The sequence below is a fragment of the Massilia cellulosiltytica genome, from assembly GCF_047325105.1.
Classification (GTDB): domain Bacteria; phylum Pseudomonadota; class Gammaproteobacteria; order Burkholderiales; family Burkholderiaceae_D; genus Telluria; species Telluria orientalis.
This window is the reverse complement of sequence record NZ_CP168562.1, coordinates 1,829,471-1,854,098: the sequence shown is the minus strand read 5'-3', so window position 1 is coordinate 1,854,098 and position 24,628 is coordinate 1,829,471. Positions and strand designations below refer to the sequence as shown.

Annotated in this window: 24 protein-coding genes; 5 read left to right on the top strand and 19 right to left on the bottom strand. The window is 64.6% G+C overall.

Going from position 1 to position 24,628, the window contains the following annotated elements; all coding sequences use genetic code 11:
• Positions 1-70: 70 nt before the first annotated feature.
• The gene (locus ACEN9H_RS08325; protein WP_413674366.1) at positions 71-1,036 is read left to right on the top strand and encodes a hypothetical protein; all 966 of its coding nucleotides are present in this window, start codon (positions 71-73) and stop codon (positions 1,034-1,036) included.
• 348 nt (positions 1,037-1,384) lie between these two features.
• Here the strand turns inward: ACEN9H_RS08325 and ACEN9H_RS08320 are convergent, their stop codons facing one another.
• From ACEN9H_RS08320 to ACEN9H_RS08250, 15 genes are all read right to left on the bottom strand, one after another.
• Complete coding sequence (locus ACEN9H_RS08320; protein ID WP_413674365.1) at positions 1,385-2,590, bottom strand: ATP-grasp domain-containing protein; 1,206 nt, start codon at positions 2,588-2,590, stop codon at positions 1,385-1,387.
• Positions 2,587-4,020, bottom strand: a complete 1,434-nt coding sequence (locus ACEN9H_RS08315) for a pyridoxal phosphate-dependent decarboxylase family protein (protein WP_413674364.1) — start codon at positions 4,018-4,020, stop codon at positions 2,587-2,589. Before ACEN9H_RS08315 ends, ACEN9H_RS08320 begins: the two co-directional genes overlap by 4 nt.
• 94 nt (positions 4,021-4,114) lie before the next feature.
• Positions 4,115-4,396 carry a glutaredoxin family protein gene (locus ACEN9H_RS08310; protein ID WP_413674363.1) on the bottom strand — a complete coding sequence of 94 codons (282 nt, stop codon included), beginning with the start codon at positions 4,394-4,396 and terminating at the stop codon, positions 4,115-4,117.
• Positions 4,393-5,847 carry a DegQ family serine endoprotease gene (locus ACEN9H_RS08305; RefSeq protein WP_413674362.1) on the bottom strand — a complete coding sequence of 485 codons (1,455 nt, stop codon included), beginning with the start codon at positions 5,845-5,847 and terminating at the stop codon, positions 4,393-4,395. The genes ACEN9H_RS08310 and ACEN9H_RS08305 overlap by 4 nt, the downstream gene beginning before the upstream one ends.
• Positions 5,848-5,984: 137 nt before the next feature.
• Entirely contained in the window at positions 5,985-6,284 is a 300-nt protein-coding gene (locus tag ACEN9H_RS08300) for a sigma-E factor negative regulatory protein (protein ID WP_413674361.1), read from the bottom strand.
• A gap of 37 nt (positions 6,285-6,321) precedes the next feature.
• Complete coding sequence (rpoE, locus tag ACEN9H_RS08295; protein ID WP_056137296.1) at positions 6,322-6,924, bottom strand: RNA polymerase sigma factor RpoE; 603 nt, start codon at positions 6,922-6,924, stop codon at positions 6,322-6,324.
• A gap of 60 nt (positions 6,925-6,984) precedes the next feature.
• The gene (locus tag ACEN9H_RS08290) at positions 6,985-7,485 is read right to left on the bottom strand and encodes a hypothetical protein (protein WP_056137294.1); all 501 of its coding nucleotides are present in this window, start codon (positions 7,483-7,485) and stop codon (positions 6,985-6,987) included.
• A 96-nt stretch (positions 7,486-7,581) separates the two neighbouring features.
• Entirely contained in the window at positions 7,582-8,826 is a 1,245-nt protein-coding gene (gene fabF, locus ACEN9H_RS08285) for a beta-ketoacyl-ACP synthase II (RefSeq protein ID WP_056137292.1), read from the bottom strand.
• Positions 8,827-8,851: 25 nt separating this feature from the next.
• The gene (acpP, locus tag ACEN9H_RS08280) at positions 8,852-9,091 is read right to left on the bottom strand and encodes an acyl carrier protein (protein WP_036168404.1); all 240 of its coding nucleotides are present in this window, start codon (positions 9,089-9,091) and stop codon (positions 8,852-8,854) included.
• Positions 9,092-9,233: 142 nt separating this feature from the next.
• Positions 9,234-9,971, bottom strand: coding sequence for a 3-oxoacyl-ACP reductase FabG (fabG, locus tag ACEN9H_RS08275; protein WP_056137290.1), 738 nt, complete (start codon positions 9,969-9,971; stop codon positions 9,234-9,236).
• A 39-nt stretch (positions 9,972-10,010) separates the two neighbouring features.
• Positions 10,011-10,946, bottom strand: coding sequence for an ACP S-malonyltransferase (gene fabD, locus ACEN9H_RS08270; RefSeq protein WP_413674360.1), 936 nt, complete (start codon positions 10,944-10,946; stop codon positions 10,011-10,013).
• 31 nt (positions 10,947-10,977) lie between these two features.
• A complete protein-coding gene (locus ACEN9H_RS08265) occupies positions 10,978-11,958 on the bottom strand; it encodes a beta-ketoacyl-ACP synthase III (protein ID WP_056330663.1) in 981 nt (326 codons plus the stop codon).
• A gap of 2 nt (positions 11,959-11,960) precedes the next feature.
• Complete coding sequence (gene plsX, locus ACEN9H_RS08260; protein ID WP_056137283.1) at positions 11,961-13,001, bottom strand: phosphate acyltransferase PlsX; 1,041 nt, start codon at positions 12,999-13,001, stop codon at positions 11,961-11,963.
• Positions 13,002-13,189: 188 nt separating this feature from the next.
• On the bottom strand, positions 13,190-13,372 hold the full coding sequence (rpmF, locus tag ACEN9H_RS08255; RefSeq protein WP_005666806.1) for a 50S ribosomal protein L32: 183 nt from the start codon (positions 13,370-13,372) through the stop codon (positions 13,190-13,192).
• A gap of 210 nt (positions 13,373-13,582) precedes the next feature.
• Entirely contained in the window at positions 13,583-14,080 is a 498-nt protein-coding gene (locus tag ACEN9H_RS08250) for a YceD family protein (protein ID WP_413674359.1), read from the bottom strand.
• Positions 14,081-14,185: 105 nt separating this feature from the next.
• On the opposite strand from ACEN9H_RS08250, the gene ACEN9H_RS08245 reads away from it, so the two are divergent.
• Positions 14,186-14,791, top strand: a complete 606-nt coding sequence (locus ACEN9H_RS08245; RefSeq protein ID WP_413674358.1) for a Maf-like protein — start codon at positions 14,186-14,188, stop codon at positions 14,789-14,791.
• Between the two features lie 5 nt (positions 14,792-14,796).
• The gene (locus ACEN9H_RS08240; RefSeq protein ID WP_413674357.1) at positions 14,797-15,549 is read left to right on the top strand and encodes an SAM-dependent methyltransferase; all 753 of its coding nucleotides are present in this window, start codon (positions 14,797-14,799) and stop codon (positions 15,547-15,549) included.
• 3 nt (positions 15,550-15,552) lie between these two features.
• On the opposite strand, the gene ACEN9H_RS08235 is transcribed toward ACEN9H_RS08240, so the two are convergent.
• From ACEN9H_RS08235 to aceA, 3 genes are all read right to left on the bottom strand, one after another.
• Positions 15,553-16,827, bottom strand: a complete 1,275-nt coding sequence (locus tag ACEN9H_RS08235; protein WP_413674356.1) for an EAL and HDOD domain-containing protein — start codon at positions 16,825-16,827, stop codon at positions 15,553-15,555.
• A 163-nt stretch (positions 16,828-16,990) separates the two neighbouring features.
• Entirely contained in the window at positions 16,991-18,019 is a 1,029-nt protein-coding gene (locus ACEN9H_RS08230; protein WP_229412329.1) for a 23S rRNA (adenine(2030)-N(6))-methyltransferase RlmJ, read from the bottom strand.
• 479 nt (positions 18,020-18,498) lie between these two features.
• The gene (gene aceA / locus ACEN9H_RS08225) at positions 18,499-19,797 is read right to left on the bottom strand and encodes an isocitrate lyase (protein ID WP_413674355.1); all 1,299 of its coding nucleotides are present in this window, start codon (positions 19,795-19,797) and stop codon (positions 18,499-18,501) included.
• A 434-nt stretch (positions 19,798-20,231) separates the two neighbouring features.
• Between aceA and ACEN9H_RS08220 the strand changes: the two genes are divergently transcribed.
• A complete protein-coding gene (locus ACEN9H_RS08220; protein ID WP_413674354.1) occupies positions 20,232-21,083 on the top strand; it encodes a PEP-CTERM sorting domain-containing protein in 852 nt (283 codons plus the stop codon).
• A gap of 194 nt (positions 21,084-21,277) precedes the next feature.
• Positions 21,278-21,856 (top strand): FxDxF family PEP-CTERM protein, encoded by a 579-nt coding sequence (locus ACEN9H_RS08215; protein WP_413674353.1) that lies wholly within the window; start codon positions 21,278-21,280, stop codon positions 21,854-21,856.
• 53 nt (positions 21,857-21,909) lie between these two features.
• Here ACEN9H_RS08215 and clpB read toward each other — a convergent pair whose 3' ends face one another.
• Positions 21,910-24,522, bottom strand: a complete 2,613-nt coding sequence (gene clpB, locus ACEN9H_RS08210) for an ATP-dependent chaperone ClpB (RefSeq protein WP_056137265.1) — start codon at positions 24,520-24,522, stop codon at positions 21,910-21,912.
• Positions 24,523-24,628: the final 106 nt, after the last annotated feature.

The following is a 24,628-nucleotide window of genomic DNA, read 5'->3' as shown; positions in this document are numbered from 1 at the left end:
CGATTCAAGTTGGCCATCGGCGCGCCGTTAATGGCACATCGGCACCTTGCGGCCCTTCTTTTTTGCCACCATGATCTACACGTCCGAACCGCAGCAATGGCGCACGCAGCTTTCCTTGCCCATCGAGCAACGCATCCTGCCCCTGCCCGATGAAGTGCGCAACATCGTGCACCAGGTGAACATGGCCAGCGGACTGGACGCCGTGCCCGCCCCGTGCGTGCCGGATACCGCCCTGCAGGCCGACCTGCGCGCCGCGCTGGCGGGCATGCCGGCCGCCGTGCGCGACCTCGTGGGCCCGCTGCTGCTGGGCGTGTGCACGGGCCGCGGCCTCGGGTCGTCGGGGATCACGGACATCGTGGCGGATGCCGTCGACGGCCGCATCCTCGGCTGCGTCGTGCTGCTCGACATGGATCTGCTGGAAACGCATACGGCCAATTCCTGGGCCACGTGGAAGGAAAACCTGCCGTTCGGCGGCCCCGGTTTCTCGCTCGCCGCGACGATCGCCGCCCCGCAGGACGACACCCGCGCGCACGCGCTGCAATTCCTGCTGCTGCACGAATTCGGCCACGTCGTGACGGCGGGCGGATCGTTCCTGCCGCGCTGGTGGGAACCGGCGCCGGCCGCATTCTTCCCCTTCCTCGACCTGAGCTGGCATATGAACGCCGCCGGGCGCTTCGTGCCGTGGAGCGGCTCCGATTTCGACCTGCGCGGCGCCGTCGATTTCTACGGCACCAACAAGCTGCACAGCGACGCCATCGTGACCGCGTATGCCGGTCTCGAGGGCAGCGATTTTCCCAGCCTGTACGGCGCGACGAATCCGTATGACGATTTCGCGGAATGCTTTGCGAGCTATGTGCACAGCGAACTGCTGGGGCGGCCGTACGCGTTGCGCGTCGATTACGACGGGGTGCCGCAGGCGACGCTCGAGCGTTTCTGGGCGAGTCCGCGCAGCGAAGCGAAGCGGGCGTTCATGCGGGAATTGCTCGGTGAGACGGCGGTCGTCGCCAACGATGAAAAAAAGTTTGTCGCTGCATGAAAAACGGTCGCCCCCGCGAAGGCGGGGCCCAATCTGGATCTGCCGCAACGCGTAAGACTTGGATCCTCGCCTGCGCGCACTAGTGTCCGGAATATTGTTTTGAAAAACCGCCAGAAATAGCCTCGTCGTTCCCGCGCAAGCGGGAATCCATACTGAGTATGCTGACTACGTTCTTCATTTCCACCTCGTTGGCTACAAAGAGTCGACGTCGAGCAGTCAGCATGGGTTCCCGCTTTCGCGGGAAGTCGTTTCCGGCAATGCCGGGAACGACGGTTTTTCTCTATGGCGGGCCTATTTTCGACGGTAAAAATTATTTCGGACAGCAGTGCGCCTGCGCGGGGATGACGGCTAATTCGAGGCCGCGCTTATCACCCGGTGCAGCATCTTTTCGAACGCCCCGAACACGAGCTCCATCACCGGCCCCTTGTACGGATACCTGCCCGGATCGTCCATCGCATGCACGACCATGGCGTTGTCCACTTCGAAGATGAGCAGCCGGCCATCGCGCGTTTCCGCGCAATCGATGCCCAGGTAAGGCAAGCCCATGCGCGAGTCGATCTCCGCCAGCGCCGCCGCGTGCCGGCGCGCGAACCCGTCGTCGAACGCGGCCATCCCGGCCGCCTCCTCCGCCCGCTTGGCGGCGCTGTCGTCCATGCCCGCATTCAGGTAATGCACCATCCAATGCGACGAGATCGCCAGATGGCAGATGAATGGCGTGCCGTCGATGAGCACAATGCGGTATTTGCGGAACTGGCCGTCCGGGCCGGAATAATCGACGAACGGCGCGAGGTAGAACTCGCTCGCAGGATGCGTGGCGAGATAGGCGTGCAGCGCCGTGCCGTCGTCCACCTTTTGCAGATCCGTGCCCGCGTGCGAATCCACTGGCCGCACGATCAGCGGGAACGCATCGTCGGTTAGTTGCATAGCCCTCGCGCGGTCCAGGCGCATCGTCCGCGGCACCAGCGTACCGGCCGCGCCGTCGAGCGCCGCGCAGACGCCGTCGCGCGACAGGTGGGCGATCTGCTCCGGGCGGTTGATGACGGGACGCGGCCAGCCGTCGAGCATCCGCGCCACGTCGCGCAGCAGCGGCGCGTTGGCGTCCGATTGCGCAATCGCCACGAACAGCACATCGTGATCGGGCACTTCCTCCGGCAGCGGCAAATCGGTCGTCACGTATTGCACGGTCGCGGCGATGCTTGAGGTCTGCAACAGGAATTCGACGGGCGTATTGGCCATGAAGTCGCCGGGCCCCATCAGCACGAGCAGGTTCAAGGTGGGCGTGCGGGCCGGCGCCGGCAGCGCGTACAGCGACCGGATGGCCAGCGCGTGGTGTTGCACGTCCAGGCCCGCTGCGCGCTGCCCCAGCAATTGCAGGACGAAGCTGGCATCCAGCCACGCGTTCGCATCATCGGGATGCGCCTGGGCACGCGCCAGCAGGCGTTCGCCGACCGGACGCAGGTCGGCCCGGTAAAACGCGCAGCGCATCAGGGCCGCGGCGCCGATCAGCGGGGCGTACGGCGTGGCGGCGGCGGCCAGGAGTTCGGTCGTGATCATGACAGGCGGCGGCCGGCGTGCAGCACGGCTTCGACGAGCGCGTCGATGTCGGCGCGGCACGTGCGGTGGTTGACGATGGCGGCGCGGATCGCGTAGCGGCCGTCCAGCGTCGTCGCGGATGGCGCCACGCGGCCTTCGTCGTACAGCGCGAGCACGATCTCGCGATTCACACGTTCGGGATCCGCGCAGACGTAGCGGAAGCAGACGATGTTCAACGTGACGGGCGCCACCAGCTCCAGCGACGGCTCGGCCGCGACGCGCTCGGCGAGGTAGCGGGCCAGCGCGCACGTGGCCGAGATCGAGCGGCCGATGGCGTCGGCGCCGTAGACCTGGAACGTGAGCCACGTCTTCAGCGCCCGGAAGCCCCGTGACAGGTCGGGCCCCAAGTCGCACGGCCACGCGGTCCCGGCGGCCAGCCCCGTGCTGGCGCGCTGCAGGTACGCGGCCGGTGCGGCGAACGCGTCGAGCATGTGCGCACCGTCGCGCGCGAGAAAATAGCCGGCGTCGTACGGCACCTGGCCCCACTTGTGAAAATCGAAGGCGAGCGAGTCCGCACGCGCGATGCCGTCGAGCAGCGGCGCCACGTCCGGCGCCAGCATCCCCAGCGCCCCGTACGCGCCGTCGACGTGCAGCCATATGCCCTGCGCGCGCGTGAAATCCGCCAGCGTCGCGAGCGGATCGATGGCGCCCGTGTTCACCGTGCCGGCGCTGGCGACGACGAGGAATGGCCGCAACCCGTTGCGGCGATCCGCATCGACCTGCGCGGCGAGATCCTGCATGTCCATGCGGCCGGCGGCATCCACGCGCACGGTGCGCAGCGCAGCGCTGCCGAAGCCCGCCATGTCCATGGCCTTCGCGATGCAGCCGTGCGCTTCCGCCGACGCGTACGCGCGCAGGCCCGCATGCGCCGCGAGCCCGTGCGCGCGCACGTCGCGCCCGAGCGCCTGCGTGCGCGCGACGACGACGCCCATGAAGTTGGCGATCGACGTGCCCGTGACGAACACGCCGCGGGCAGTAGCGGGAAAGCCGAACAGCGCCGCCATCCACTGCGACACCTGGCGCTCCACCTCGACGGGCGCCTGGTTGCGGCCGCCGACGTTCGCGTTCAGCGCCCCCGCGATCATCTCGGCGACGATGCCCACCGGCGTGCCGGCGCCATGCACCCAGCCCATGAAGCCGGGATGCGGGTTGCCGACGGTGTAGGGGATGACGTTGTCCTGCAGGCGGCGGTACGCATCCGCCAGCGAGCCCGGCGCGCGCGGCAGCGGGGCGCGCAGGCTGTCTCGCGCGGCGTCCGGCATCTGCTGCCAGACGGGCCGCGCGCGAATGCCCTCCAGGTGGTCGAACATGTCGTCCAGGATCTGGTGCCCGAGGGCGCGGAGTTGCGTCCAGTCCGCGGGGTCGAGCGTAGCGTCGGGGCCGTCAGCCATATGCATCATCCAGGAATCGATGCAGCCGATTATCGCAGGTCGGCTCGCATCCGATCCATCGAGCAAGATGTAAAAGCCATGGTTATTGCCCGAATCACTGAACTTCCGCCTGCTCCAGGCCGAGGTGACGCCGCAGCGCGCCCTCGTCGAGGAAGTAATGGCACAGCTCGGTGCCGGCCGGCTCCGCGGCGAGCACCGGCACCAGTTCGTCGTAGCGGGCGACGAGGACCGGGTCGGCATCCACGTCAACCACGTCCACCGTGTACGCCTGCCCCTGGCGGGCCATGAACGCCTGCAGCGCGGCGAGCATGTCCTCGCACAGGTGGCAGTACGAGCGCGAGTACAGGGTGAAATGCGGCGTAAGGCGTGTACTCATTGGCGCGGGCGAATGACGAGGTAGCGCGAGACATTGTCCCTACGCACAAGCAGCGCGACCGGTTTCTTCGCGTCGACCTTGGCGACGAGCCCGTTGAACTGGGCCGCGCCCGTGATCTCGACATTGTTCATCTGCAGGATCACGTCGCCCTGGCGGATGCCGGCCGACGCGGCGCGCCCTTCGGAGAACTCGACCAGCACACCGGCCTCCGTCTTGAGTTCGCGCTTCTGGGCGGCGGTGAGGTCCGAGACGTGCAGGCCCAGCGCGTTCGGCGCCTGGTCCGGCGCCGGTTTCTTGGGCGTCGCCTTGGCCGTCGGAGATTTTTCTTCCTGCAGTTCGACGATGGTCACCGGCAGGTCGATCTGGCTGCCGCGGCGCCACACGGTGACGGTGGCGCGGCTGCCGACGGCGCTGCCGCCCACGAGGCGCGGCAGGTCGGAGCTGCGTTCGATGTCCTTGCCGTTGAATTTCAGGATGATGTCGCCGACCTTCAGGCCGGCCTTGTCCGCCGGCCCGCCCGGCTCGACCATCGCGACCTCGGCGCCGCGCGCGCGGCCCAGGCCGAGCGATTCCGCGACGTCCGTCGTGACCTCGCTGATCTGCACGCCGAGGCGCCCGCGCGTCACCTTGCCCGTCTTGCGGATCTGCTCGGAGACGCGCATCACCTCGTCGATCGGCACGGCAAACGAGATGCCGTTATAGGCGCCGGACAGCGTGGCGATCTGCGAGTTGATGCCGATGACCTCGCCGCGCATGTTGATCAGCGGGCCGCCCGAGTTGCCGGGGTTGACGGCCACGTCGCTCTGGATCAGCGGCAGGTATTCGCCCGTGTCACGCGCCTTGGCCGAGATGATGCCGGCGGTCACCGTGTTCTCCAGGTTGAACGGCGAACCGATGGCGATCACCCACTCGCCCACGCGGATCTTGCTGGAATCGCCGATGCGCACGTTCGGCAGGTTGCGCGCGTCCACTTTCAGCAGGGCCACGTCGCTGCGGGCGTCCGAGCCCAGCACCTTGGCCTTGAATTCGCGGCGGTCGGTCAAGGTCACGACGACCTCGTCCGCGCCTTCCACGACGTGCGCATTGGTCAGCACATACCCGTCGTCCGAGATGATGAAGCCGGAGCCGACGCCCCGCTGCACCCGTTCTTCCTGCGGCTGTTCCGCGGGCCCGCCGCGGCGTCCGCGCGGCACCATCTGGCCGCCGAAGAAGCGGCGCAGGAATTCCTGCATCTCTTCGTCGGGACCGCCCTGGTCGAGGCGGACGCGTTCGGTAGTGCGGATGTTGACGACGGCCGGGCCGACCTTGTCGACGAGGTCGGCAAAATCGGGCAAGCCGGTGACGGTCGGGGCGGCAACGGGAGCGGCCGCATGGGCCGCCGGGAGGGACATCAGACTCGCGCCCGCAAAGACGAGGGCGGACAGGATCGCGCTTCCAGTTTTGCTTGTCATAGGTTCGGTAAGGTCTGTGCTTGGATGGTTCGTATGGTAAGACAAAAGTGCATTGTTGTCGCGTTGGCACCGCCGTGGCGAACGGACGGCGCGGCCCGCGCCGGCATCAGGCGGTGCCGCGTGACGAGCCGGGCGGCTCAGGTAGGGTCGGCGGCGACGGTCGCGTGGCCGGCGGCGTCGGCGGCGACGGCCGCGCGCTTGCCCGGCAGCGGCTCGGCCGCGAGGCGGGCCGCCATGCGTTCCGTGAAACCAGGCGACAGGTCAGTCGCGGGATCGGCGCGCAGGACGTCGCCGATCTGGTGGAAAAGCGCCCAGGCCTGCCGGCCCTCCGGGGTGTCGAGGGCGGCGAGCGCCAGTTCCTGGTCGACATCCGGGATCTCGCCGTCGGAGAGCGCCGAGATGAGTTCACGATTTTTCTTGTTCGTGTCCATAGCCATTACGCCGGTACGTAAAACTTTGTCTTCATATCGCTACCTACCGACGTTTGTCCGCCGAGATATCGAGCAAGGGCCGCAATTTCTCGGCGATGACTTCGCGCGCCCGGAAAATCCGGCTCCGCACCGTCCCGATTGGACACGCCATCACTTCGGAGATTTCCTCGTAGCTTAAACCTTCTATTTCGCGCAGGACGATCGCCGTCCTCAATTCGAGCGGCAAGGCTTCCATGGCCGCATTCACGGTATAGGCGATCTGCTTGCTGGCCAACATTGATTCCGGTGTATTAATGTCTCGCAAGCTATCTGCGTCGTCAAATCCTTCCGCACGTTCGGCATCGGCTTCCGTCGAGGTCGGCGCCCGCCTGCCTTGCGTGACGAGGAAATTCTTTGCCGTATTAATTCCTATTCGATATAGCCATGTATAAAACGCGGAATCGCCGCGGAAATGGCGCAGTGCACGGAATGCCTTGATAAAGGTTTCCTGCACCACGTCTTCCGCCTCGGCCGGATCGTGCACGAGGCGCGACACGAGCCGCATCAGGCGACGCTGGTATTTCGCCACCAGCAGGTCGAACGCCCGGCGATCGCCCGCCTGGACGCGCTCAACCAGCAGTTGATCACATTCGCGTTCGGTCGTCACTGCAATGCCCCGTTGGCTGCGGCGGCGTCCCTGTTATACGGAAACGGTGAGCACGTTTCCTTAAGAGTTGGTCCGCTGCAATGAGTTCGTCGTGTCTTCGCATCCTTCGTTTGCATGTCCGCGCCGGCCGACCACTGCCAGCGCGACTGCCAGCGCGCGCCACACCGCGGCGTCGACGCTGTCGCGCCACACGCACAGGACGCGTGGCCCGGTGCCCGGCGCGGCGTGCCGCAACACCATCAGCATCGGCCAGACGACCGATCCGGGCAGCAGGACCGCATTGCCCTCCGGCGGCGAGCCCACGTCCTGTTGTACCGTTACGCGCAATGCGCCGGTTCCAGAAATATCAATCCGGTGCGTCTTTGAAGGAAGGAGCGCCGCGCCCAGCACGGCGCTGCCCGCGGCCGCCAGCGCCGCCGCGACGAGAGGCGCGAGCCGGACATGCCCGGGCGCCGCCAGCCCGATGGCCAGCGCGGACGCGAGAAGGGCCAGGCCCCAGCCACCCCATACGAACCGCTGGATGCGCGACGGCCTGACGAGCGCGGACACCGCGATCGACATGGGTGTTTCCAGTTAGAATCCGAAGAGGTCAGAAATGACAAACGCCCATTCCTTGGACAGGAATGGGCGTCCGAAAGTTCGGCTATTGCGGGATCGTTAGATCTTGGCGAAGACCAGCGTACCGTTGGTACCGCCGAAACCGAAGGAGTTTTTCACCGCGTAATCGATCTTCATGTCCCGTGCCGTGTTGGCGCAGAAGTCCAGGTCGCATTCCGGATCCTGGTTGAAGATGTTGATCGTCGGCGGCGAGACCTGGTTGTGAATCGCGAGCACGGTGAACACCGACTCCAGGCCGCCCGCGCCACCCAGCAGGTGGCCCGTCATCGACTTGGTGGAGTTGACGACCAGCTTGTTCGCATGGTCGCCGAAGGTGCGCTTGATGCCCTTCACTTCCGCCACGTCGCCCACTGGGGTCGACGTGCCGTGCGCGTTCACGTACTGCACCTGGTCCGGGTTGATGCCCGCGTACTGCATCGCGGCGACCATGCAGCGCGATGCGCCGCTGCCGTCCTCGAGCGGTGCCGTGATGTGGTTCGCGTCCGCGCTCATGCCGAAGCCGACGACTTCCGCATAGATCTTCGCGCCGCGCGCCTTGGCGTGTTCGTACTCTTCGAGCACCATCACGCCCGCGCCCTCGCCCAGCACGAAGCCGTCGCGGTCGCGGTCCCACGGACGCGAGGCCGTGGCCGGATCGTCATTGCGCGACGACAGCGCGCGTGCCGAGGCGAAACCGCCCAGGCCCAGCGGCGACACGGTCGATTCCGCACCGCCGGCGATCATCACGTCGGCGTCGCCGTACTCGATCAGGCGCGCCGCCTGGCCGATGCAATGCAGGCCGGTCGTGCAGGCGGTCACGATGGCCAGGTTCGGACCACGCAGGCCGAACTTGATCGACAAGTCGCCCGAGATCATGTTGATGATCGACGCCGGGACGAAGAACGGCGAAATGCGGCGCGGGCCGCGGCTGTCGTACTCCGCCTTCGTGTCTTCGATCATCGGCAGACCGCCGATGCCGGAACCCACGAGCACGCCGATACGATCGCGATTGTCGTCGGTGACGACAATGCCCGAATCCTGTAACGCCTGGATGCCGGCGGCCATGCCGAAATGGATGAACGTATCCATATGACGGCCTTCCTTGCCCGGCAGGTAATCCTCGACGTTAAAGTTCTTCACCTCGCCCGCAAAGCGGGTCGAGAATGGCGTTGCGTCGAACTTGGTGATGTTGGCAATACCCGACTTGCCCGCCAGTGCTGCCTCCCACGCGTCGGCAATGGTGTTGCCGATCGGAGAGATGCAACCCAGGCCGGTCACTACGACACGACGGTTGCGTGAACTCAAGCGCTTCTCCTGAAATCCTGAAAGCTTAGGCCTTGACGTGAGCCTGTGCGTACTCGATAGCCTGGCGAACGGTCGTGATCTTCTCGGCCTGCTCGTCCGGGATTTCCATTTCGAATTCGTCTTCCAGGGCCATCACCAGTTCCACGGTGTCCAGCGAGTCAGCGCCGAGGTCGTCAACGAACGAGGAATCGATTTTGATGTCTGCTTCGGCAACGCCCAGTTGCTCAGCGACGATTTTTTTAACGCGTTGTTCGATATCCGACATGTTATGGCTCCATTAGGTATGTGTTGCGGAAAGTGCGCGCATTTTATCAGGGTTTGCGCGTTGAAAAACTATTTTCAGCGTCTGACGCTAAAACGGTCGAAACTACTGCGAACTGCCGAGATCTCTAATTAAAGGATGCCCATCAGTTCATGTACATGCCGCCGTTCACGTGCAGTTCCGTGCCCGTGATGTAGGCAGCCTGCGGCCCCGCCAGGAAGGCGACCGCGTACGCGATGTCTTCCGGCGCGCCCAGGCGGCCCAGCGGGATCTGCGTCAGCAGCGCTTCGTGCTGGCCTTCGCCCAGGGCCTTCGTCATGTCGGTGTCGATGAAGCCCGGCGCCACGCAGTTGACGGTGATGTTGCGGCTGCCGATCTCGCGCGCCAGCGCGCGGGTCATGCCGGCCACGCCGGCCTTCGCCGCCGCGTAATTCATCTGGCCCGGATTGCCGGCCGCGCCCACGACGGACGTGATGTTGATGATACGCCCCTGCTTCGCCTTCATCATCCCGCGCAGCACGGCGCGCGACAGGCGGCCGACGGCCGTCAGGTTGGTGGCGATCACGTTGTCCCACTCTTCGTCCTTCATGCGCATCGCCAGTTGGTCCTGGGTGATGCCGGCATTGTTGACGAGGATGCCGATCGTGCCGACGTTCTTGGTGACGTCGTCGATGACGGCCGCGCACTGGGCGGCGTCGGTGACGTTCAGCACGACGCCCTTGCCGCCGAACTCGGCGAGGTAGGCGCCGATGGCTTCCGCGCCGGCTGCCGTCGTGGCGGTGCCGACGACCTTGGCGCCCTGGCGGGCCAGTTCGAGTGCGATGGCCTTGCCGATGCCGCGCGAGGCACCGGTGACGAGGGCGACTTGGTTTTGCAGGTTCATTGAGTCCTCTTTTTCTCTAACGGGGGGATGCGGCGGCGCTCAGCCCTGGACGGCGGCGAGCACACGCTCCAGCGATGCCTGGTCGACGAGGGCCTCGCCCACCAGCACCGGATCGATCCGTTTGGCCATGCCGATCAGGGTCTTGCTCGGCGCGCATTCGATGACTTGCGTCACGCCGTCCGCGGCCATCTTCTGCATGGTCTCGACCCAGCGCACGGGACCGGCCGCCTGGCGCACCAGCGCGTCCTTGATGGCGGCGGGATCGCTCAGGATAGCCACGTCGACGTTGTTGATCAAGTCGATCTGCGGCGCGCCAAAGTTCAGGTTCGCCATGTAGTCGCGCAGGCGGTCCGACGCCGGCTTCAGCAGCGACGAGTGGAACGGCGCCGACACGGCCAGCTTCATGGCGCGCTTGGCGCCCTTGGCCTTGGCGATGTCGCACGCGCGCTCGACGGCAGCCGTGTGGCCGGCGATCACGATCTGCGTCGGCTCGTTGAAATTCACGGCTTCCACGACCTCGCCCTGCGCCGCTTCTGCGCAGACCGCGCGGACGTCGTCGGCCGCAAGGCCGAGGATGACGGCCATGCCGCCCTGCCCGACCGGGACCGCATCCTGCATCGACTGTGCACGGAAGCGTACGAGCGGCACGGCATCCTTGAAGTCGATCACGCCGGCAGCCACCAGCGCCGAGTACTCGCCGAGGCTGTGGCCCGCGACGACGGCCGGTTTCGGGCCGCCCGCCGCGATCCACGCGCGATAGACGGCGACGGCGGCCGTCAGCATCACGGGCTGCGTGTTCGTGGTCAGGTCCAGGTCTTCCTTCGGACCTTCGGCGATCAGTTTGCCGAGGTCCTGGCCCAATGCTGCGGACGCTTCGGCGACGGTCTGTGCGACGACCGCGTTGCCGGCGAAGCCGTTCAGCATGCCGACGGCTTGCGCGCCCTGGCCGGTAAACAGAAATGCGAATTTGCTCATCGATTCCTCTTTGGGTGTTTTTGTCTTGTTATTACATGCGCGCCAGCACGGCACCCCAGGTAAAGCCGCCGCCGACGCCTTCCATCATGACGTTGTGGCCCGGCTTGATGCGGCCGTCGCGCATCGCGACATCGAGTGCCAGCGGGATCGACGCGGCCGACGTGTTGCCGTGTTCGTGGACGGTCACGACCATCTTGTCGGCCGGGAGCCCCAGTTTCTTCGCAGTGCCCGTCATGATGCGCAGGTTGGCCTGGTGCGGGATCAGCCAGTCGATGTCGCCAGCCGGCATCTGCGCATGCGCCAGCGCTTCGTTGGCGACCTTTTCCAGCACGGAGACGGCCAGCTTGAAGACGGCCGGGCCATCCATGTACAGGAATTTCTGGTTCGAGGCCTGGTTCGACGGGTTCGCGGGGCCGCACAGGATGCCGCCGTGGCTGCCGTCGGCATGCAGCTTGACGGCCAGCACACCCGGTTCCTCGGACGCGGCCAGCACGACGGCGCCGGCGCCGTCGCCGAACAGCACGCAGGTGCTGCGGTCATCGAAGTCGAGGATGCGCGAGAACACTTCCGTGCCGATCACGAGCACGTTCTTCGCGTTGCCGGCCTTGATGAAGGCATCGGCCGTCGCCATCGCGTAGACGAAGCCCGAGCACACGGCGCCCATGTCGAACGCGGCGCTGTTGTTGCGCATGCCCAGCTTGTTCTGGACGATGCAGGCCGTGCTCGGGAAGCTGCCGAAATAATCCGGCGTCGAGGTGGCGACGATGATCAGGTCGATCTGCTCCGCTTCGAGGCCGGACGCTTCGAGCGCCTTGCGCGCCGCGTTCACGGCCAGGTCCGAGGCGTTTTCGTCGGGCGCGGCGTAGTGGCGGGCGGAAATGCCGCTGCGGGTCACGATCCATTCGTCCGACGTTTCGATGCCCTTGGTGGCGAGCTGCGCCGCGAGGTCGTCGTTGGTGACACGCTTCGCGGGCAGATAGCTGCCGGTACCGATAATTTTGCTGTAAGTCATTGCTAACCCTGCTGAATAGTTGAGCCAGGCGCTTCCGGATTGGGAGCTTGCGGCAACATTTCGGCGATCAAGGTCGAGAGTTGCGCTTGCACATTATATTTCGCCGCGTCAAAAGCGCGTCGGAGTGCCCACTCGTAGGCGTAGGCATTGGCACCGCCATGGCTCTTGAAGACCAGGCCTTTGAGGCCCAGCAGGCCGGCGCCGTTATAACTTTCGGGGTTCAGCTTCTTGAGCGATTTGCGCGCGAACAGGGCGCCGATCTTCGACATCGTCGTTTCGAGGAACACCGATTTGACGAAGCGCGACAGGCCCTCGATCGCCTTCAGGGTCACGTTGCCGACGAACCCGTCGCATACGACGACGTCGACGGTGCCCTTGAAGATATCGTTACCTTCCACGTTGCCATGAAAATTCAGCACGCCGCGTTCATGGTCGGCCCGCAACAGGGGCGCGGTGGCCTTGACCACTTCGTTGCCCTTGATCTCTTCCGTGCCGACATTCAGCAGGCCGATGCTCGGGCGGCGATGTTCCATCGCCTCGAACAGCACGGCGCCCATGATGGCGAACTGGTGCAGGTGATGGGGCTCGCAGTCGACGTTGGCGCCCAGGTCGAGCATGTACGTCGGACCGCCCTTCTGGTTCGGCAGGATCGAGCAGATGGCCGGACGGTCGACGTCGGCCATGGTCTTCAGGACATAACGCGAGATGGCCATCAGCGCGCCCGTATTGCCGGCGGAGACGCAGACGTCGGCGCTGCCGTCCTTGACGAGCTCGATCGCCACGCGCATCGACGAATCCTTCTTGCGGCGCAGGGCGACTTCGATGGGATCGTCCATCGCGACCACGTCGGAAGCGTGGCGGACGGTCAGGCGCGGGTTGTCGCCCGCATGATGTTTCTTGAGTTCAGCACGGACCAGCTCTTCCTGACCTACGAGGATCAGCTCGGCGTCGGGTTCGCGCTTGAGGAATGCGAGGGCTGCCGGGATGGTCACGGCGGGGCCGTGGTCGCCGCCCATGCAGTCGATGGAAATTTTGATTGTCATTTGTCGGAATGAACCGCGGGCTCAAGGTCGGCCGGCGGCTGCTCGGTCTCGTCGGGCTACAAGGTGAGCTGCAATGAGTGCCGAGTCAGTGGGGTGGTAAATGACGGAGTTACCGCAAAAGAAAAAGCGGCGCCACGCATTCGACATACGTTGCACCGCTTTCATGGAACAAAACAGCAAGACGTCGATTACTCGTCGTTCTTGGTCTTGAGCACTTTACGGCCACGGTAGAAACCGTTCGGGCTGATGTGGTGACGCAGGTGCGTTTCGCCGGTGGTCGGCTCGACTGCCAGGTTCGGGGCGGTCAGGAAATCGTGCGAACGGTGCATGCCGCGCTTCGACGGGGACTTCTTATTCTGTTGAACTGCCATGATGACTCCTAAACTTAAGTTCTAAAATTCTAACACATTCGACTTGCAAGTACATGCGCATCGAGTATCCCAGCGGCAATAACGTTGGGACTGCCATTGCCGACATGTTTAACGCTGCCTTACAACGATGACTCAATACTCGAGCTGCACGCGTTTGACACGTTTTGACGCTGCGAATGCTACCTGTCCGTAGCACCCACTGCAATTCTTTTATTCAGATTTGAGGCTCTTCAGTGCCGCGAACGGCGATACCTTCTCGGACTTGATGGCGTCCAGCAGCTTGGTATCGGGGCACACCTCGTGTTTCGGTGCCTGCGGCAGGGCCAGCAGGGCTTCATCTTCCAGCAAATCGCGGATGTCGCAGGCGTGGCTGCCGACGATCACGTCGATACTTTCATCGTCGAGGATTTCCTCGATCTCGTCCGCTTCCTTGTCGTCCTTGCCCAGCACCAGCACGGTCGACGAATCGAGCCCGTAGCCGAACGGGGTCAGGCAGCGCTGGCACACCAGCTGCACGGTACCGGAGACGGACAGCGTCAGCATCGGATACCCCTGGCGGGTCTGGCCACCTTCGATGGTCCAGGCGATTTCGCCGGACTTGTCGGCGCAATCGGCCGCAAGGCGATTCATTTCCGCCACCGGCGTGACGCCTTCACGATGGCCGTTGTTCCGACAAAATTCAAAGGCGTCGATGACAAAAGCGCTCATTTGGAAAAACATCCCCGGAAAACCTGCGATAATAGCAGGCTTCTGCCCGCGTAGTCAAAGACTTCCTCACAAAGCGCTATCTTCCTGTTTTATTTACGAAAATCGATGCCAAGCTCCGCCCTGCCGCGCCTCATCCTGGCCTCCAGTTCCGCCTACCGGCGCGAACTGCTCGGTCGCCTGCACCTGCCGTTCGAAGCGATCGCGCCCGACATCGACGAGACCCCGCATCCAGGTGAAACGCCGGAGGCGACGGCATTGCGCCTGGCGCGCGCGAAGGCCGCGGCCGTCGCCCTCGAGAACCCCGGTGCCCTGGTGATCGGCTCGGACCAGGTGGCCACGCTGGACGGCATCCAGATCGGCAAGCCGGGCGACCACGCCCGCGCCCTCGCCCAATTGCAGATGATGCGCGGCCGCCGCGTCATATTCCATACGGCCCTGTGCCTGTGGGACGGTCGCACAGGCGCGGCGCAGGTCGAGAATGTCCAGGTGTTCGTGACGTTCCGCGACCTGCCGGATGCCGAGCTGGACGCCTATCTGCGCATCGAGCAGCCTTACGACTGCGCCGGCAGCGCCAAGAACGAGGGACTCGGCATCGCCCTGCTCGAACGCATCGACAGCAACGACCCGACCGCCCTCACCGGCCTGCCCCTGATCGCCCTGACCGGCATGCTGCGCCGCGCCGGCATGCCATTTTTTAATCTCCAACAATAACAACCATGCCCGGTACGCTCTATCTGATTCCGAACACCCTCGGCCCGACCGAGGCCGCACCGCACGCGCTGTCCCACATCCTGCCCGAGCAGGTGCAGGACATCGCCAGCAAGCTCGAATATTTCGTGGCCGAGAACGCCAAGACGGCGCGCGCCTTCCTGAAACTAGTTGGCATCGGCCATCCGCTCGCGCGTCCGCTGCAAGAGATTCAGATCGCGGAACTCAATGTGAACACGCCGCCGCAGGCGCTGGCCGCGCTGCTCGCGCCGCTGCTGGAGGGACGCGACGCGGGCCTCGTGTCGGAAGCGGGCGTGCCGGCCGTCGCGGATCCGGGTGCCGACCTCGTCCGGCTGGCGCACCAGCACGGCGTGCCCGTGCGTCCGCTCGTGGGGCCGTCGTCGCTGCTGCTGGCCGTCATGGCGAGCGGCCTGAACGGCCAGAGCTTCGCATTCAACGGCTACCTGCCGACGGACGCCGGCCAGCGCACCAAGCGCATCCAGCAACTGGAGCAGCGCTCGCGCAGCGAGAAACAGACGCAGTTGCTGATCGAGACGCCGTACCGCAACGGTGCGATGCTGGAAGCCCTCATCACCAGCTGCCAGCCGGGCACGCTGGTGTGCGTGGCGACCGATCTGTCGCTGGCGACGGAAACCGTGCGGACGCAGACGGCCGCGAAGTGGAAGGCGCAACTGGCGTCCGGCCAGGCGCCGGATTTCCACAAGAAGCCGACCGTCTTCCTGTTCCTCGCGCAATCGTAGAGGTCAGTGCACCTCGGCGCCGAGTTCGCGCACCCAGCCGAACGCGGCCAGTTCGATGTCGCGCACCTGTTTCACCGACAGCCCGAGCCGGTCCAGCGCGGCCGCCAGGTTGCGGCCCGGCTCCGCATGCTCCAGCGCTTCCGCCACGCTGAGCATGGCGCCATAGTCGCCGTCGCGCTCCAGCAGGGCGGCGCGGACGTCGCGCGACAGGTCGACCTTGTCGAAGATCTCGCGCATCGGCACGTCGAACAACGCATCCATCAGCGACATGATGCCGACCGTAAAGGCGGTATTCGCGCCAGCCACGTCGCCCGGACGCAGGGTCAGCGTCATCAGCTCGAGCAGGCGGCCGCGCGTCGTCGCCATCTGCAGCAACGGCGAACTCAGTTCGACGTGCCCCTCCGGGCCGCTGTACAACAGGATCTGCACCCAGCGCTGCAACTGGCTGCGGCCGAGCTGGACGAGCGCCTGCGAAATCGACTCGACGTGCGGCGCGCCCGTGCCGGCCAGGTGACCGTTCACGAGGCGCAGCAGGTTCAGACTCAGCAACGGGTCGCGCTTGACGGCCGCCTCGATCGCGTCGTTGTCGGCTTGCGAATGAATGAGATCGAACAGGCGCAGCAGCACGAGCTCGGACGGCGTGATCTTCTTGCCGGACAGGATCGCGGGGCGCGCAAAGTAATAGCCCTGGAAGTATTCGAAGCCGAGTTCCAGGCATAACTCGAATTCCTCGATCGTCTCGACCTTTTCCGCGAGCAGCTTCTGGTGCGGCCCGCGCACGGTGCGGACGAGCTCGGCAAGCTCGTCGCGCCCGACACCCTGCAAGTCGATCTTGATGATGTCCACAAGGCTCATCAGCTTGCTTACCTGCTCGGAATGGCCTATAACATCGTCGAGTGCGAACTTGAAGCCGAGCTCTTTCAACTCCCGCACACGGGCCAGCAAGGCCGTGGTGGGACGGACGGTTTCAAGGATTTCCAGAATGACCTTATCGGGAGGCAGGAATCGGACGAAATCACTCATCAGCACGACCTCGTCGACATTGACGAAGGCAACCTGCTCGCCCACCACCTGCTTCATCCCCAGCTGTGACGCATGGGAGATCACGGCGGCGGTGGCGGCGGCATAATCGGTCAGCTGCGCGTCCTCATGCTCCGGCGCGGCGCGAAACAGCAACTCGAACGCCACCAGTTTCTGGTCGCGTCCGAGGATGGGCTGGCGCGCCAGAAAGAATTCGTCGGACGGCGTGGACGTGGCTGCCGTTGCTACCGCTTGCATGTAAAAACTCCTGAAACGACGGCACGCACCATGCGTGCCGGATCCGGTCTGGCCGGAATATCGGTCCGACTATACTACAGACGGGAAGTCTTTACATTTCGACATCGTATCAAATCGTTTCAGACATAGTTGTGCCTGTCAGAAACGATCGATGCGAAAAGGATCAGGAACGGCCCGATCCGCTGCGTTTGGCCGGACCGCGCGGTGCCGGTTTGGCCTCCGTGCGCGGGGTGCGCGGACGTCCTTCGGCGCCCTCGCCTTCCTTGCGCGGACGTGGATCGTCGCCGAACGGCTGGCCCGGCAAGCGCAGGCTGCCGCCGCCGGACAACGGGCTCGCGCGGCGCGCATTGCCCACCGGCTTGCGGGGACCGCCCAGGGCCGGCACCGTGCCGGTGACCTGCGTGCCTTTTTCGATACGGAACGTTGCACCGCTGTCCTGGCCCAGCACCTGCACGAGATACGGCATCGTCTCGCGCAAGGTTGCCTCCAGCGTGTACGGCGGATTCAGGATGAACATGCCGCTGCTGTGCAGGCCGTTGCCGTCCGCGCGCGGGCCGGCCACACTCAACGTCACATGCAGCCATTCCTTGGCCGGCAGGCGCTTCAGGCGGTCGGCAAACTGGCGCGATTCCATGCGCTGCAGCACCGGATACCAGACCGCATACATGCCCGCCGGGAAGCGCTTGAGTGCCTCGTCGAGCGCGTCGCGCACGTGCTTGTAGTCGAGCTTGACTTCGTACGGCGGATCGATGAGCACCAGCGCCCGGCGCGACGGCGGCGGCAGCAGCGCCTTCAGGCCGTGGAAACCGTCCGCGTGCTCGACGAGGATGCGGCGGCCGCGCGCACGCTCGCCCTGCTCCGCGTGGTGCGCCTCCAGCTTGCGGACATTCTCCGCCAGCACCCTGATGTCGGCCGGATGCAGTTCGAACAGGCGCAGGCGATCCTCCAGGCGCGCCTCGGCATCCGCGACCCACGGCGAACCGGGATACCAGCGCAGCTTGCCGCTTGGGTTCAACTTGCCTACGAGGTCCACGTACTCGGCCAGCGCCGGCGGCAGATCGTCGCGCCCCCACAGGCGCCCGATGCCGTCGATGTATTCGCCACTCCTGACTGCCTGCGCACTGTCGAGCGCGTACACGCCGGCACCGGCATGGGTGTCGATATAGGTGTAGGCCGTGTCTTTCTGGTTCATGTATTTGTGCAACTGAACCTGAATAAAGTGCTTCAGGACATCGGCGTGATTACCCGCGTGGAAGGCGTGGCGGTAGCTGAACATAGAGATTCCAATCTGGTTGATGCGGCGCCCGCGGTGCGATCGCTGATGCGGGCCAACCGCCATTATCCCTCAGATACGTCTCGACCCCAACAGCCCAAATTCGGGGTCAGAGCACATTTTCGGCAAAATTCGGGGTCAGAGCACTTTTAGGTGAAATTTCCTGTAGAGGATTTCTACTCGTGACGGCTACGCGTTTAAGGGGACAGTCGGCGCACCACGCCGGGATGGCGAAACTTCTTGTACATCCGGACATTGATCGCAAATGTGCTCTGACCCCGAATTCGGAGCGAAATGGGACCTGACCCCGAAGTTTGGAAATAAAAATGCCGCAGCGGCTTGTGGCCACTGCGGCAGACCATCGCGAGGATGGGTGGAGGAAGGTTACGCGCCGGCGCTCAGGCGACTTGTTTTTCGTCGAAGAATTGTTCGTCCTCGGTCGAGCCGTGCAGCGCCGTCGTCGAGCTCTGGTGCTGCTGGATCGTCTGGGTCACGGCATCGAAGTAGCCGGTGCCCACTTCGCGCTGGTGCTTGACGGCCGTGAAGCCCTTGTCGGCGGCCGAGAATTCCGCTTCCTGCAACTCGACGAAGGCCGACATGCCGCGGCGCGCATAGCCGTGCGCCAGGTTGAACATGCTGTAGTTCAGCGCATGGAAGCCGGCCAGCGTGATGAACTGGAATTTGTAGCCCATCGCGCCCAGCTCTTTCTGGAACTTGGCGATCGTCGCGTCGTCCAGGTTCTTCTTCCAGTTGAACGACGGCGAGCAGTTATACGCGAGCATCTTGCCCGGGAATTTCGCATGGATGGCGTCGGCGAAGCGCTTGGCGAATTCCAGGTCGGGCTTGCCCGTCTCGCACCACACGAGGTCGGCGTACGGCGCATAGGCGAGGCCCCGCGCGATCGCCTGGTCGACGCCCGGCTTCACGCGGAAGAAACCCTCTACCGTGCGTTCGCCCGTGCAGAACGGCTTGTCGTTCGCGTCGACGTCAGCCGTCAGCAGGTCGGCCGCTTCGGCGTCCGTGCGGGCAACGAGGATCGTCGGCGTGCCCATCACGTCGGCCGCGAGGCGGGCCGCCGTCAGCTTTTCCACGGCTTCGCGCGTCGGCACGAGCACCTTGCCACCCATATGGCCGCATTTCTTGACGGAGGCCAACTGGTCTTCGAAGTGCACGCCGGCCGCGCCCGCTTCGATCATGGATTTCATCAGCTCGAAAGCGTTCAGCACGCCGCCGAAGCCCGCTTCCGCATCGGCCACGATCGGGGCGAAGTAATCGACGTCGTCCTTGCCTTCCGACCACTGGATCTGGTCGGCGCGCTGGAACGTGTTGTTGATGCGCTTGACGACCATCGGCACCGAATTGGCCGGGTACAGCGACTGGTCCGGATACATCTCGCCGGCCAGGTTGGCGTCGCCGGCAACCTGCCAGCCCGACAGGTAGATGGCTTTCAGCCCGGCCTTGACCTGTTGCATGGCCTGGTTGCCCGTCAGCGCGCCCAGGGCGTTCACGTACGGCTCGTTGTTGATCAGGTTCCACAGCTTCTCGGCGCCGCGCCGCGCCAGCGTATGTTCGATCTGCACGGAGCCTCGCAGCCGTACGACATCTTCCGCCGTGTAATTGCGAACGATACCTTTCCAGCGCGGGTTGGACTCCCAATCCTGTTGCAGGGCGGCGATTTGCTGTTCACGAGTTGCCATGGTGTTCTCCTGATTGAAAAGACGGGGTTGGACAGTGATTCCGTTAGAAACATCATAACGCCGGTTGTGCGCAGCACCAATACTCTTATATAAGACATATGACGATTTTTATTTCGTTGAAAATCATATGCTTATAGTTTCAATTTCATGATACGGAAACATATTTCTTACAATGGAAACTGCCGGGCAGGTGCGTCTTGTGCTCTTTTCACATGCACGGACAAGCTTTCATAATGCGGAATACCCCACATTGCTTCCGCAAAGTATTTCGTAAATACTGCCGCAAATCTGACAATTTTGTCTGATTAAACAACACTACTCCCGTCATAAATAATCACAAATTGACGATTTGCATCAAATCGCGAGAGAATAATTTCCGAGCACCATTATTAAATTCTTAAAAGCAATTTCTACGTTCCCGAAAGAGACACCCGATGACACTGCGATTGACCGCACTGGCTGCCCTGCTGGCCGCTATGACGACGACGGCCCACGCCGGCATCCTGACGACGGACGGCGTGACTTTCACGTCGAACTGGAGCGGCAATGTGCTCACGCTGGAAATCGACGCCGCGCAGCGCAGCGGCGGCTGGAGCGGCGCGACGGGCCTCGCTGCGCTGGCGATCAAGGGCGTGGGCACCTACAGCAGCGTGAGCGTGACCGGCGGGCCGGGCGGGACCGATGCGTGGAAACTGTCGACGTCCGAACTGAAAGCGTCCGGCTGCTCCGGCACGAGCAACGGGGCGGCCGGCAGCCGCATGTGCTTCTACGGCCAGCAGATCGCGCTTGTCGACGACATGGTGTTCAAGTTCACGTTCAACGGCGCCAGCGTCGCGACGAACGAGCCGCATGTGAAGGTCGAGTTCGTCGACGCCCGGGGCAACAAGGTGGGCTCGCTGTTGTCGCAGGTGCTGCCGGCATCGCCCCCGGCCACGACGCCGTCCACCCCGACCGCGCCGGTCACCCCGGTCACCCCGGTCGTTCCGGTGATCCCCGACGCACCGACCACGTCCGCCGGCACGCAAACCAACACGACAGCCGACACGACAGCCGACACGAAAACGCCGACCGGCACGCCCGACGTCGCCTCCCCATCCGGCACGCCGGCCGCCTTGCCGCCGCAGGAAGACCTGCCGTCGACGCTGCCCGTCAAGGGTCCCGACGTCGTGCAAACGCCTTCCGGCAATGCCACTGGCCCGGCGAACGTCCCGGAACCGGAGAGCATCGCCCTGCTGCTGGGCGGCCTGGGCCTGATGGGCCTCGTGCTGCGCCGTCGCCCGCGCTGAACGCACCCCTCCCCGAACGCCCCGCCCGGCCCAGCGCCCGGCGGGGCGTTGTTGTTACAAACGATGAGTTAGTCGGCTAACAGAGCCATATCGGGCCCCCTTCTACCCTTGCGGCACGGATCTGATCCGTATGTGCCCGGCGGTCTCGCAGGACGCGAGCCGTCGGGTCCTTGCATTTCGTGGAAGGAGAGAACATGACATCACGCATCCGCACTACCCTGCTGGCGGCGCTGCTGGGCGCAGGCACGCTCGCGTCGGCGCAGGCCGGCACGATCGAATTCCAGGGCGTCGACTTTACGTCATCCTGGTCCGGCAACGTGCTGACCCTCGAAGTCGACGCCGCCAACCCGACCGGCAGCTGGGCCGGTGCCACGTCGCTCGGCGCCCTGCAGTTGAAGGACCTCGGCAGCTTCGACAACGTGTCGCTCACGGCAGCGCCGGGCGGCGCGTCGAACTGGAGCCTGTCCAGCAACGAGCTGAACGCGAACGGCTGCACGGGCGGCGGCCATGGCGGCACGTCGCTGTGCTATTCCGGCGCACACGTCGCCCTGGCGGACGACATGGTGTTCCAGTTCACCTTCTCCGGCGGCAATGTCGACGCGACGTCGCCCCAGCTCAAGGTGACCATGTTCGGCGCGGACGGCAATAAAAAGGTCGGCAGCCTGATGGGCGAGCACCTGGTGGTCTCCGCCGTGCCCGAACCGCAAACGTACGCAATGATGCTCGGCGGCCTCGGCCTGCTCGGCTTCAGGGCGCGCCGCAAGCGCGCGTAAAAAGACGCCCTGCCGGCGCCGGCCGACAGGGCGTTTCCATTCACACGAACAGATTACTTCGCCAGCTCGACAGCCGGCTCCTCGCCGAACACCAGCTGGCCGCCGCGCACGCCGACGCGGATCGTATCCTTCGGCCCGAAGCGGCCCGCCAGGATGTCCTTCGACAGCGGATTCTCGATCTGCTGCTGGATCGCGCGCTTGAGCGGCCGCGCGCCATACACCGGATCGAAGCCCGCTTCCGCGATCTTCTGCAAGGCCTCCTCGCTGATGTCGAGCGCCATTTCCATCTTCTCGAGGCGCTGCTCCAGGTTCTTCAGCTGGATCTTCGCGATCGCGCCGATGTTCTTCTCGTCGAGCGCATGGAACACGACGATCTCGTCGATCCGGTTGATGAACTCGGGGCGGAAGTGGCCGCGCACCTCGGCCATCACCGCCAGCTTCACGACGGCCGGATCGTCGGAATCCATCGACTGGATCTTGTGCGAACCCAGGTTCGACGTCATCACGATCACGGTGTTCTTGAAGTCCACCGTGCGGCCCTGGCCGTCCGTCATGCGGCCGTCGTCGAGCACCTGCAGCAGGACGTTGAACACGTCCGGATGCGCTTTCTCGATCTCGTCCAGCAGGATCACGCTGTACGGCTTGCGGCGCACGGCTTCGGTCAGGTAGCCGCCCTCCTCGTAACCGACATAGCCCGGCGGCGCGCCGATCAGGCGGGCCACGGAATGCTTCTCCATGAACTCGCTCATGTCGATGCGAATCAGTGCGTCTTCCGTGTCGAACAGGAAGTTCGCCAGCGCCTTGCACAATTCCGTCTTGCCGACACCCGTCGGGCCGAGGAACATGAACGAGCCATACGGCCGGTTCGGGTCCGCGAGACCCGCACGCGAGCGGCGGATCGCATCTGACACGGCCTCGATCGCCTCGTCCTGGCCCACGACGCGCTCATGCAGCTTCTCTTCGATGTGCAGCAGCTTGTCGCGTTCGCCCTGCATCATGCGGGCCACGGGGATGCCGGTCGCGCGCGACACGACTTCCGCGATCTCCTCGGCACCGACCTGCGTGCGCAGCAGGCGCGGCTTGCTGTCCGCACCGTCCGGCTGCTCACCGGCCGCTTCCGCTTCCTTCAGCTGCTTTTCCAGCTCCGGCAAGCGGCCATACTGCAGCTCCGATACCTTCTGCCAATTGCTCTGGCGCTTCGCTTCATCCATCTGCAGGCGGATACGCTCGATCTCTTCCTTGATGTGCGTCGTGCCCTGCACGGCCGCCTTCTCGGACGTCAGGATTTCCTCGTAGTCGGCATACTCGCGCTCCAGCCGGACGATCTCTTCGTTGATCAGCTCCAGGCGGCGCTGCGAGGCCTCGTCCGTTTCCTTCTTGACGGCTTCGCGCTCGATCTTCAGCTGGATCAGGCGACGGTCGAGCTTGTCCATCACTTCCGGCTTCGAGTCGATCTCGATCTTGATCTTCGAGGCGGCCTCGTCGATCAGGTCGATGGCCTTGTCCGGCAGGAAGCGGTCGGTAATGTAGCGGTGCGACAGCTCGGCCGCGGCGATGATCGCCGGGTCCGTGATCTCCACCTTGTGGTGCAGTTCGTACTTCTCCTGCAGGCCACGCAGGATGGCGATGGTCGCTTCCACGCTCGGCTCGTCGACGATGATCTTCTGGAAACGGCGCTCCAGCGCGGCATCCTTCTCGACGTACTTGCGATACTCGTCGAGCGTGGTCGCGCCGATGCAGTGCAGCTCGCCGCGCGCCAGGGCCGGCTTCAGCATATTGCCCGCATCCATCGCGCCTTCGGCCTTGCCGGCGCCGACCATCGTGTGGATCTCGTCGATGAAGACGATCGTCATGCCTTCGTCCTGCGCGAGTTCCTTCAGCACGGCTTTCAGGCGTTCCTCGAATTCACCGCGGAACTTGGCGCCCGCGAGCAGCGCGGCCATGTCGAGCGACAGCACACGCTTGCCCTTCAGCGAATCCGGCACTTCGCCGTTGACGATGCGCTGCGCCAGACCTTCCACGATCGCAGTCTTGCCGACGCCGGGTTCGCCGATCAGCACCGGGTTGTTCTTGGTACGGCGCTGCAGCACCTGGATGGCGCGGCGGATCTCGTCGTCGCGGCCGATCACGGGGTCGAGCTTGCCGCTGCGGGCCCGTTCCGTCAGGTCGAGCGTGTATTTCTTGAGCGCTTCGCGCTGGCCTTCGGCATCCTGCGAGCTGACGGATTCGCCGCCACGCACGGCGGAGATCGCCGATTCGAGCGCCTTGCGGGCGAGACCGTTTTCGCGTGCGAGGCGGCCGGCTTCGGACTTGTCGTCCGTAAAGGCGAGCAGCACCATCTCGCTCGACAGGAACTGGTCACCGCGTTTCTGCGATTCGCGGTCGGCCAGGTTCAGCAGCGAGACGAGCTCGCGGCCGACCTGCACGTCGCCGCCCGTGCCGTGCACTTTCGGCAGGCGGTCGAACGCGGAGCGCAGCGCCGTCTGCAGGCTGCCGACATTGACGCCGGCCCGCTGCAGCAGCGAGCGAGCGCCGCCGTCGCTCTGGCCCAGCAGCGCGGCCAGCAGGTGAACGGGTTCGATGTACTGGTTGTCGTTGCCGACCGCCAGGCTCTGCGCGTCGGCGAGCGCTTCCTGGAGCTTGGTCGTCAATTTATCTTGTCGCATGTTGATCCCTTGGGTTGGATTTTGGATTGACATCAAGTTAGGGATGCCTTAGCGACTTTTCAAGATGTGAACATGCGGCTGGGGCGCCAAATCGTGCTGAGATAAA

What these genes read in the sequence shown, in the direction of transcription:
- ACEN9H_RS08325 (WP_413674366.1), top strand. Translation starts at nt 71, where the DNA reads ATGATCTACACGTCCGAACCGCAGCAATGGCGCACGCAGCTTTCCTTG.
- ACEN9H_RS08320 (WP_413674365.1), bottom strand. Translation starts at nt 2,590, where the DNA reads ATGATCACGACCGAACTCCTGGCCGCCGCCGCCACGCCGTACGCCCCG.
- ACEN9H_RS08315 (WP_413674364.1), bottom strand. Translation starts at nt 4,020, where the DNA reads ATGGCTGACGGCCCCGACGCTACGCTCGACCCCGCGGACTGGACGCAA.
- ACEN9H_RS08310 (WP_413674363.1), bottom strand. Translation starts at nt 4,396, where the DNA reads ATGAGTACACGCCTTACGCCGCATTTCACCCTGTACTCGCGCTCGTAC.
- ACEN9H_RS08305 (WP_413674362.1), bottom strand. Translation starts at nt 5,847, where the DNA reads ATGACAAGCAAAACTGGAAGCGCGATCCTGTCCGCCCTCGTCTTTGCG.
- ACEN9H_RS08300 (WP_413674361.1), bottom strand. Translation starts at nt 6,284, where the DNA reads ATGGCTATGGACACGAACAAGAAAAATCGTGAACTCATCTCGGCGCTC.
- ACEN9H_RS08290 (WP_056137294.1), bottom strand. Translation starts at nt 7,485, where the DNA reads ATGTCGATCGCGGTGTCCGCGCTCGTCAGGCCGTCGCGCATCCAGCGG.
- acpP (WP_036168404.1), bottom strand. Translation starts at nt 9,091, where the DNA reads ATGTCGGATATCGAACAACGCGTTAAAAAAATCGTCGCTGAGCAACTG.
- fabG (WP_056137290.1), bottom strand. Translation starts at nt 9,971, where the DNA reads ATGAACCTGCAAAACCAAGTCGCCCTCGTCACCGGTGCCTCGCGCGGC.
- fabD (WP_413674360.1), bottom strand. Translation starts at nt 10,946, where the DNA reads ATGAGCAAATTCGCATTTCTGTTTACCGGCCAGGGCGCGCAAGCCGTC.
- ACEN9H_RS08265 (WP_056330663.1), bottom strand. Translation starts at nt 11,958, where the DNA reads ATGACTTACAGCAAAATTATCGGTACCGGCAGCTATCTGCCCGCGAAG.
- plsX (WP_056137283.1), bottom strand. Translation starts at nt 13,001, where the DNA reads ATGACAATCAAAATTTCCATCGACTGCATGGGCGGCGACCACGGCCCC.
- rpmF (WP_005666806.1), bottom strand. Translation starts at nt 13,372, where the DNA reads ATGGCAGTTCAACAGAATAAGAAGTCCCCGTCGAAGCGCGGCATGCAC.
- ACEN9H_RS08250 (WP_413674359.1), bottom strand. Translation starts at nt 14,080, where the DNA reads ATGAGCGCTTTTGTCATCGACGCCTTTGAATTTTGTCGGAACAACGGC.
- ACEN9H_RS08245 (WP_413674358.1), top strand. Translation starts at nt 14,186, where the DNA reads ATGCCAAGCTCCGCCCTGCCGCGCCTCATCCTGGCCTCCAGTTCCGCC.
- ACEN9H_RS08240 (WP_413674357.1), top strand. Translation starts at nt 14,797, where the DNA reads ATGCCCGGTACGCTCTATCTGATTCCGAACACCCTCGGCCCGACCGAG.
- ACEN9H_RS08235 (WP_413674356.1), bottom strand. Translation starts at nt 16,827, where the DNA reads ATGCAAGCGGTAGCAACGGCAGCCACGTCCACGCCGTCCGACGAATTC.
- ACEN9H_RS08230 (WP_229412329.1), bottom strand. Translation starts at nt 18,019, where the DNA reads ATGAACCAGAAAGACACGGCCTACACCTATATCGACACCCATGCCGGT.
- aceA (WP_413674355.1), bottom strand. Translation starts at nt 19,797, where the DNA reads ATGGCAACTCGTGAACAGCAAATCGCCGCCCTGCAACAGGATTGGGAG.
- ACEN9H_RS08220 (WP_413674354.1), top strand. Translation starts at nt 20,232, where the DNA reads ATGACACTGCGATTGACCGCACTGGCTGCCCTGCTGGCCGCTATGACG.
- ACEN9H_RS08215 (WP_413674353.1), top strand. Translation starts at nt 21,278, where the DNA reads ATGACATCACGCATCCGCACTACCCTGCTGGCGGCGCTGCTGGGCGCA.
- clpB (WP_056137265.1), bottom strand. Translation starts at nt 24,522, where the DNA reads ATGCGACAAGATAAATTGACGACCAAGCTCCAGGAAGCGCTCGCCGAC.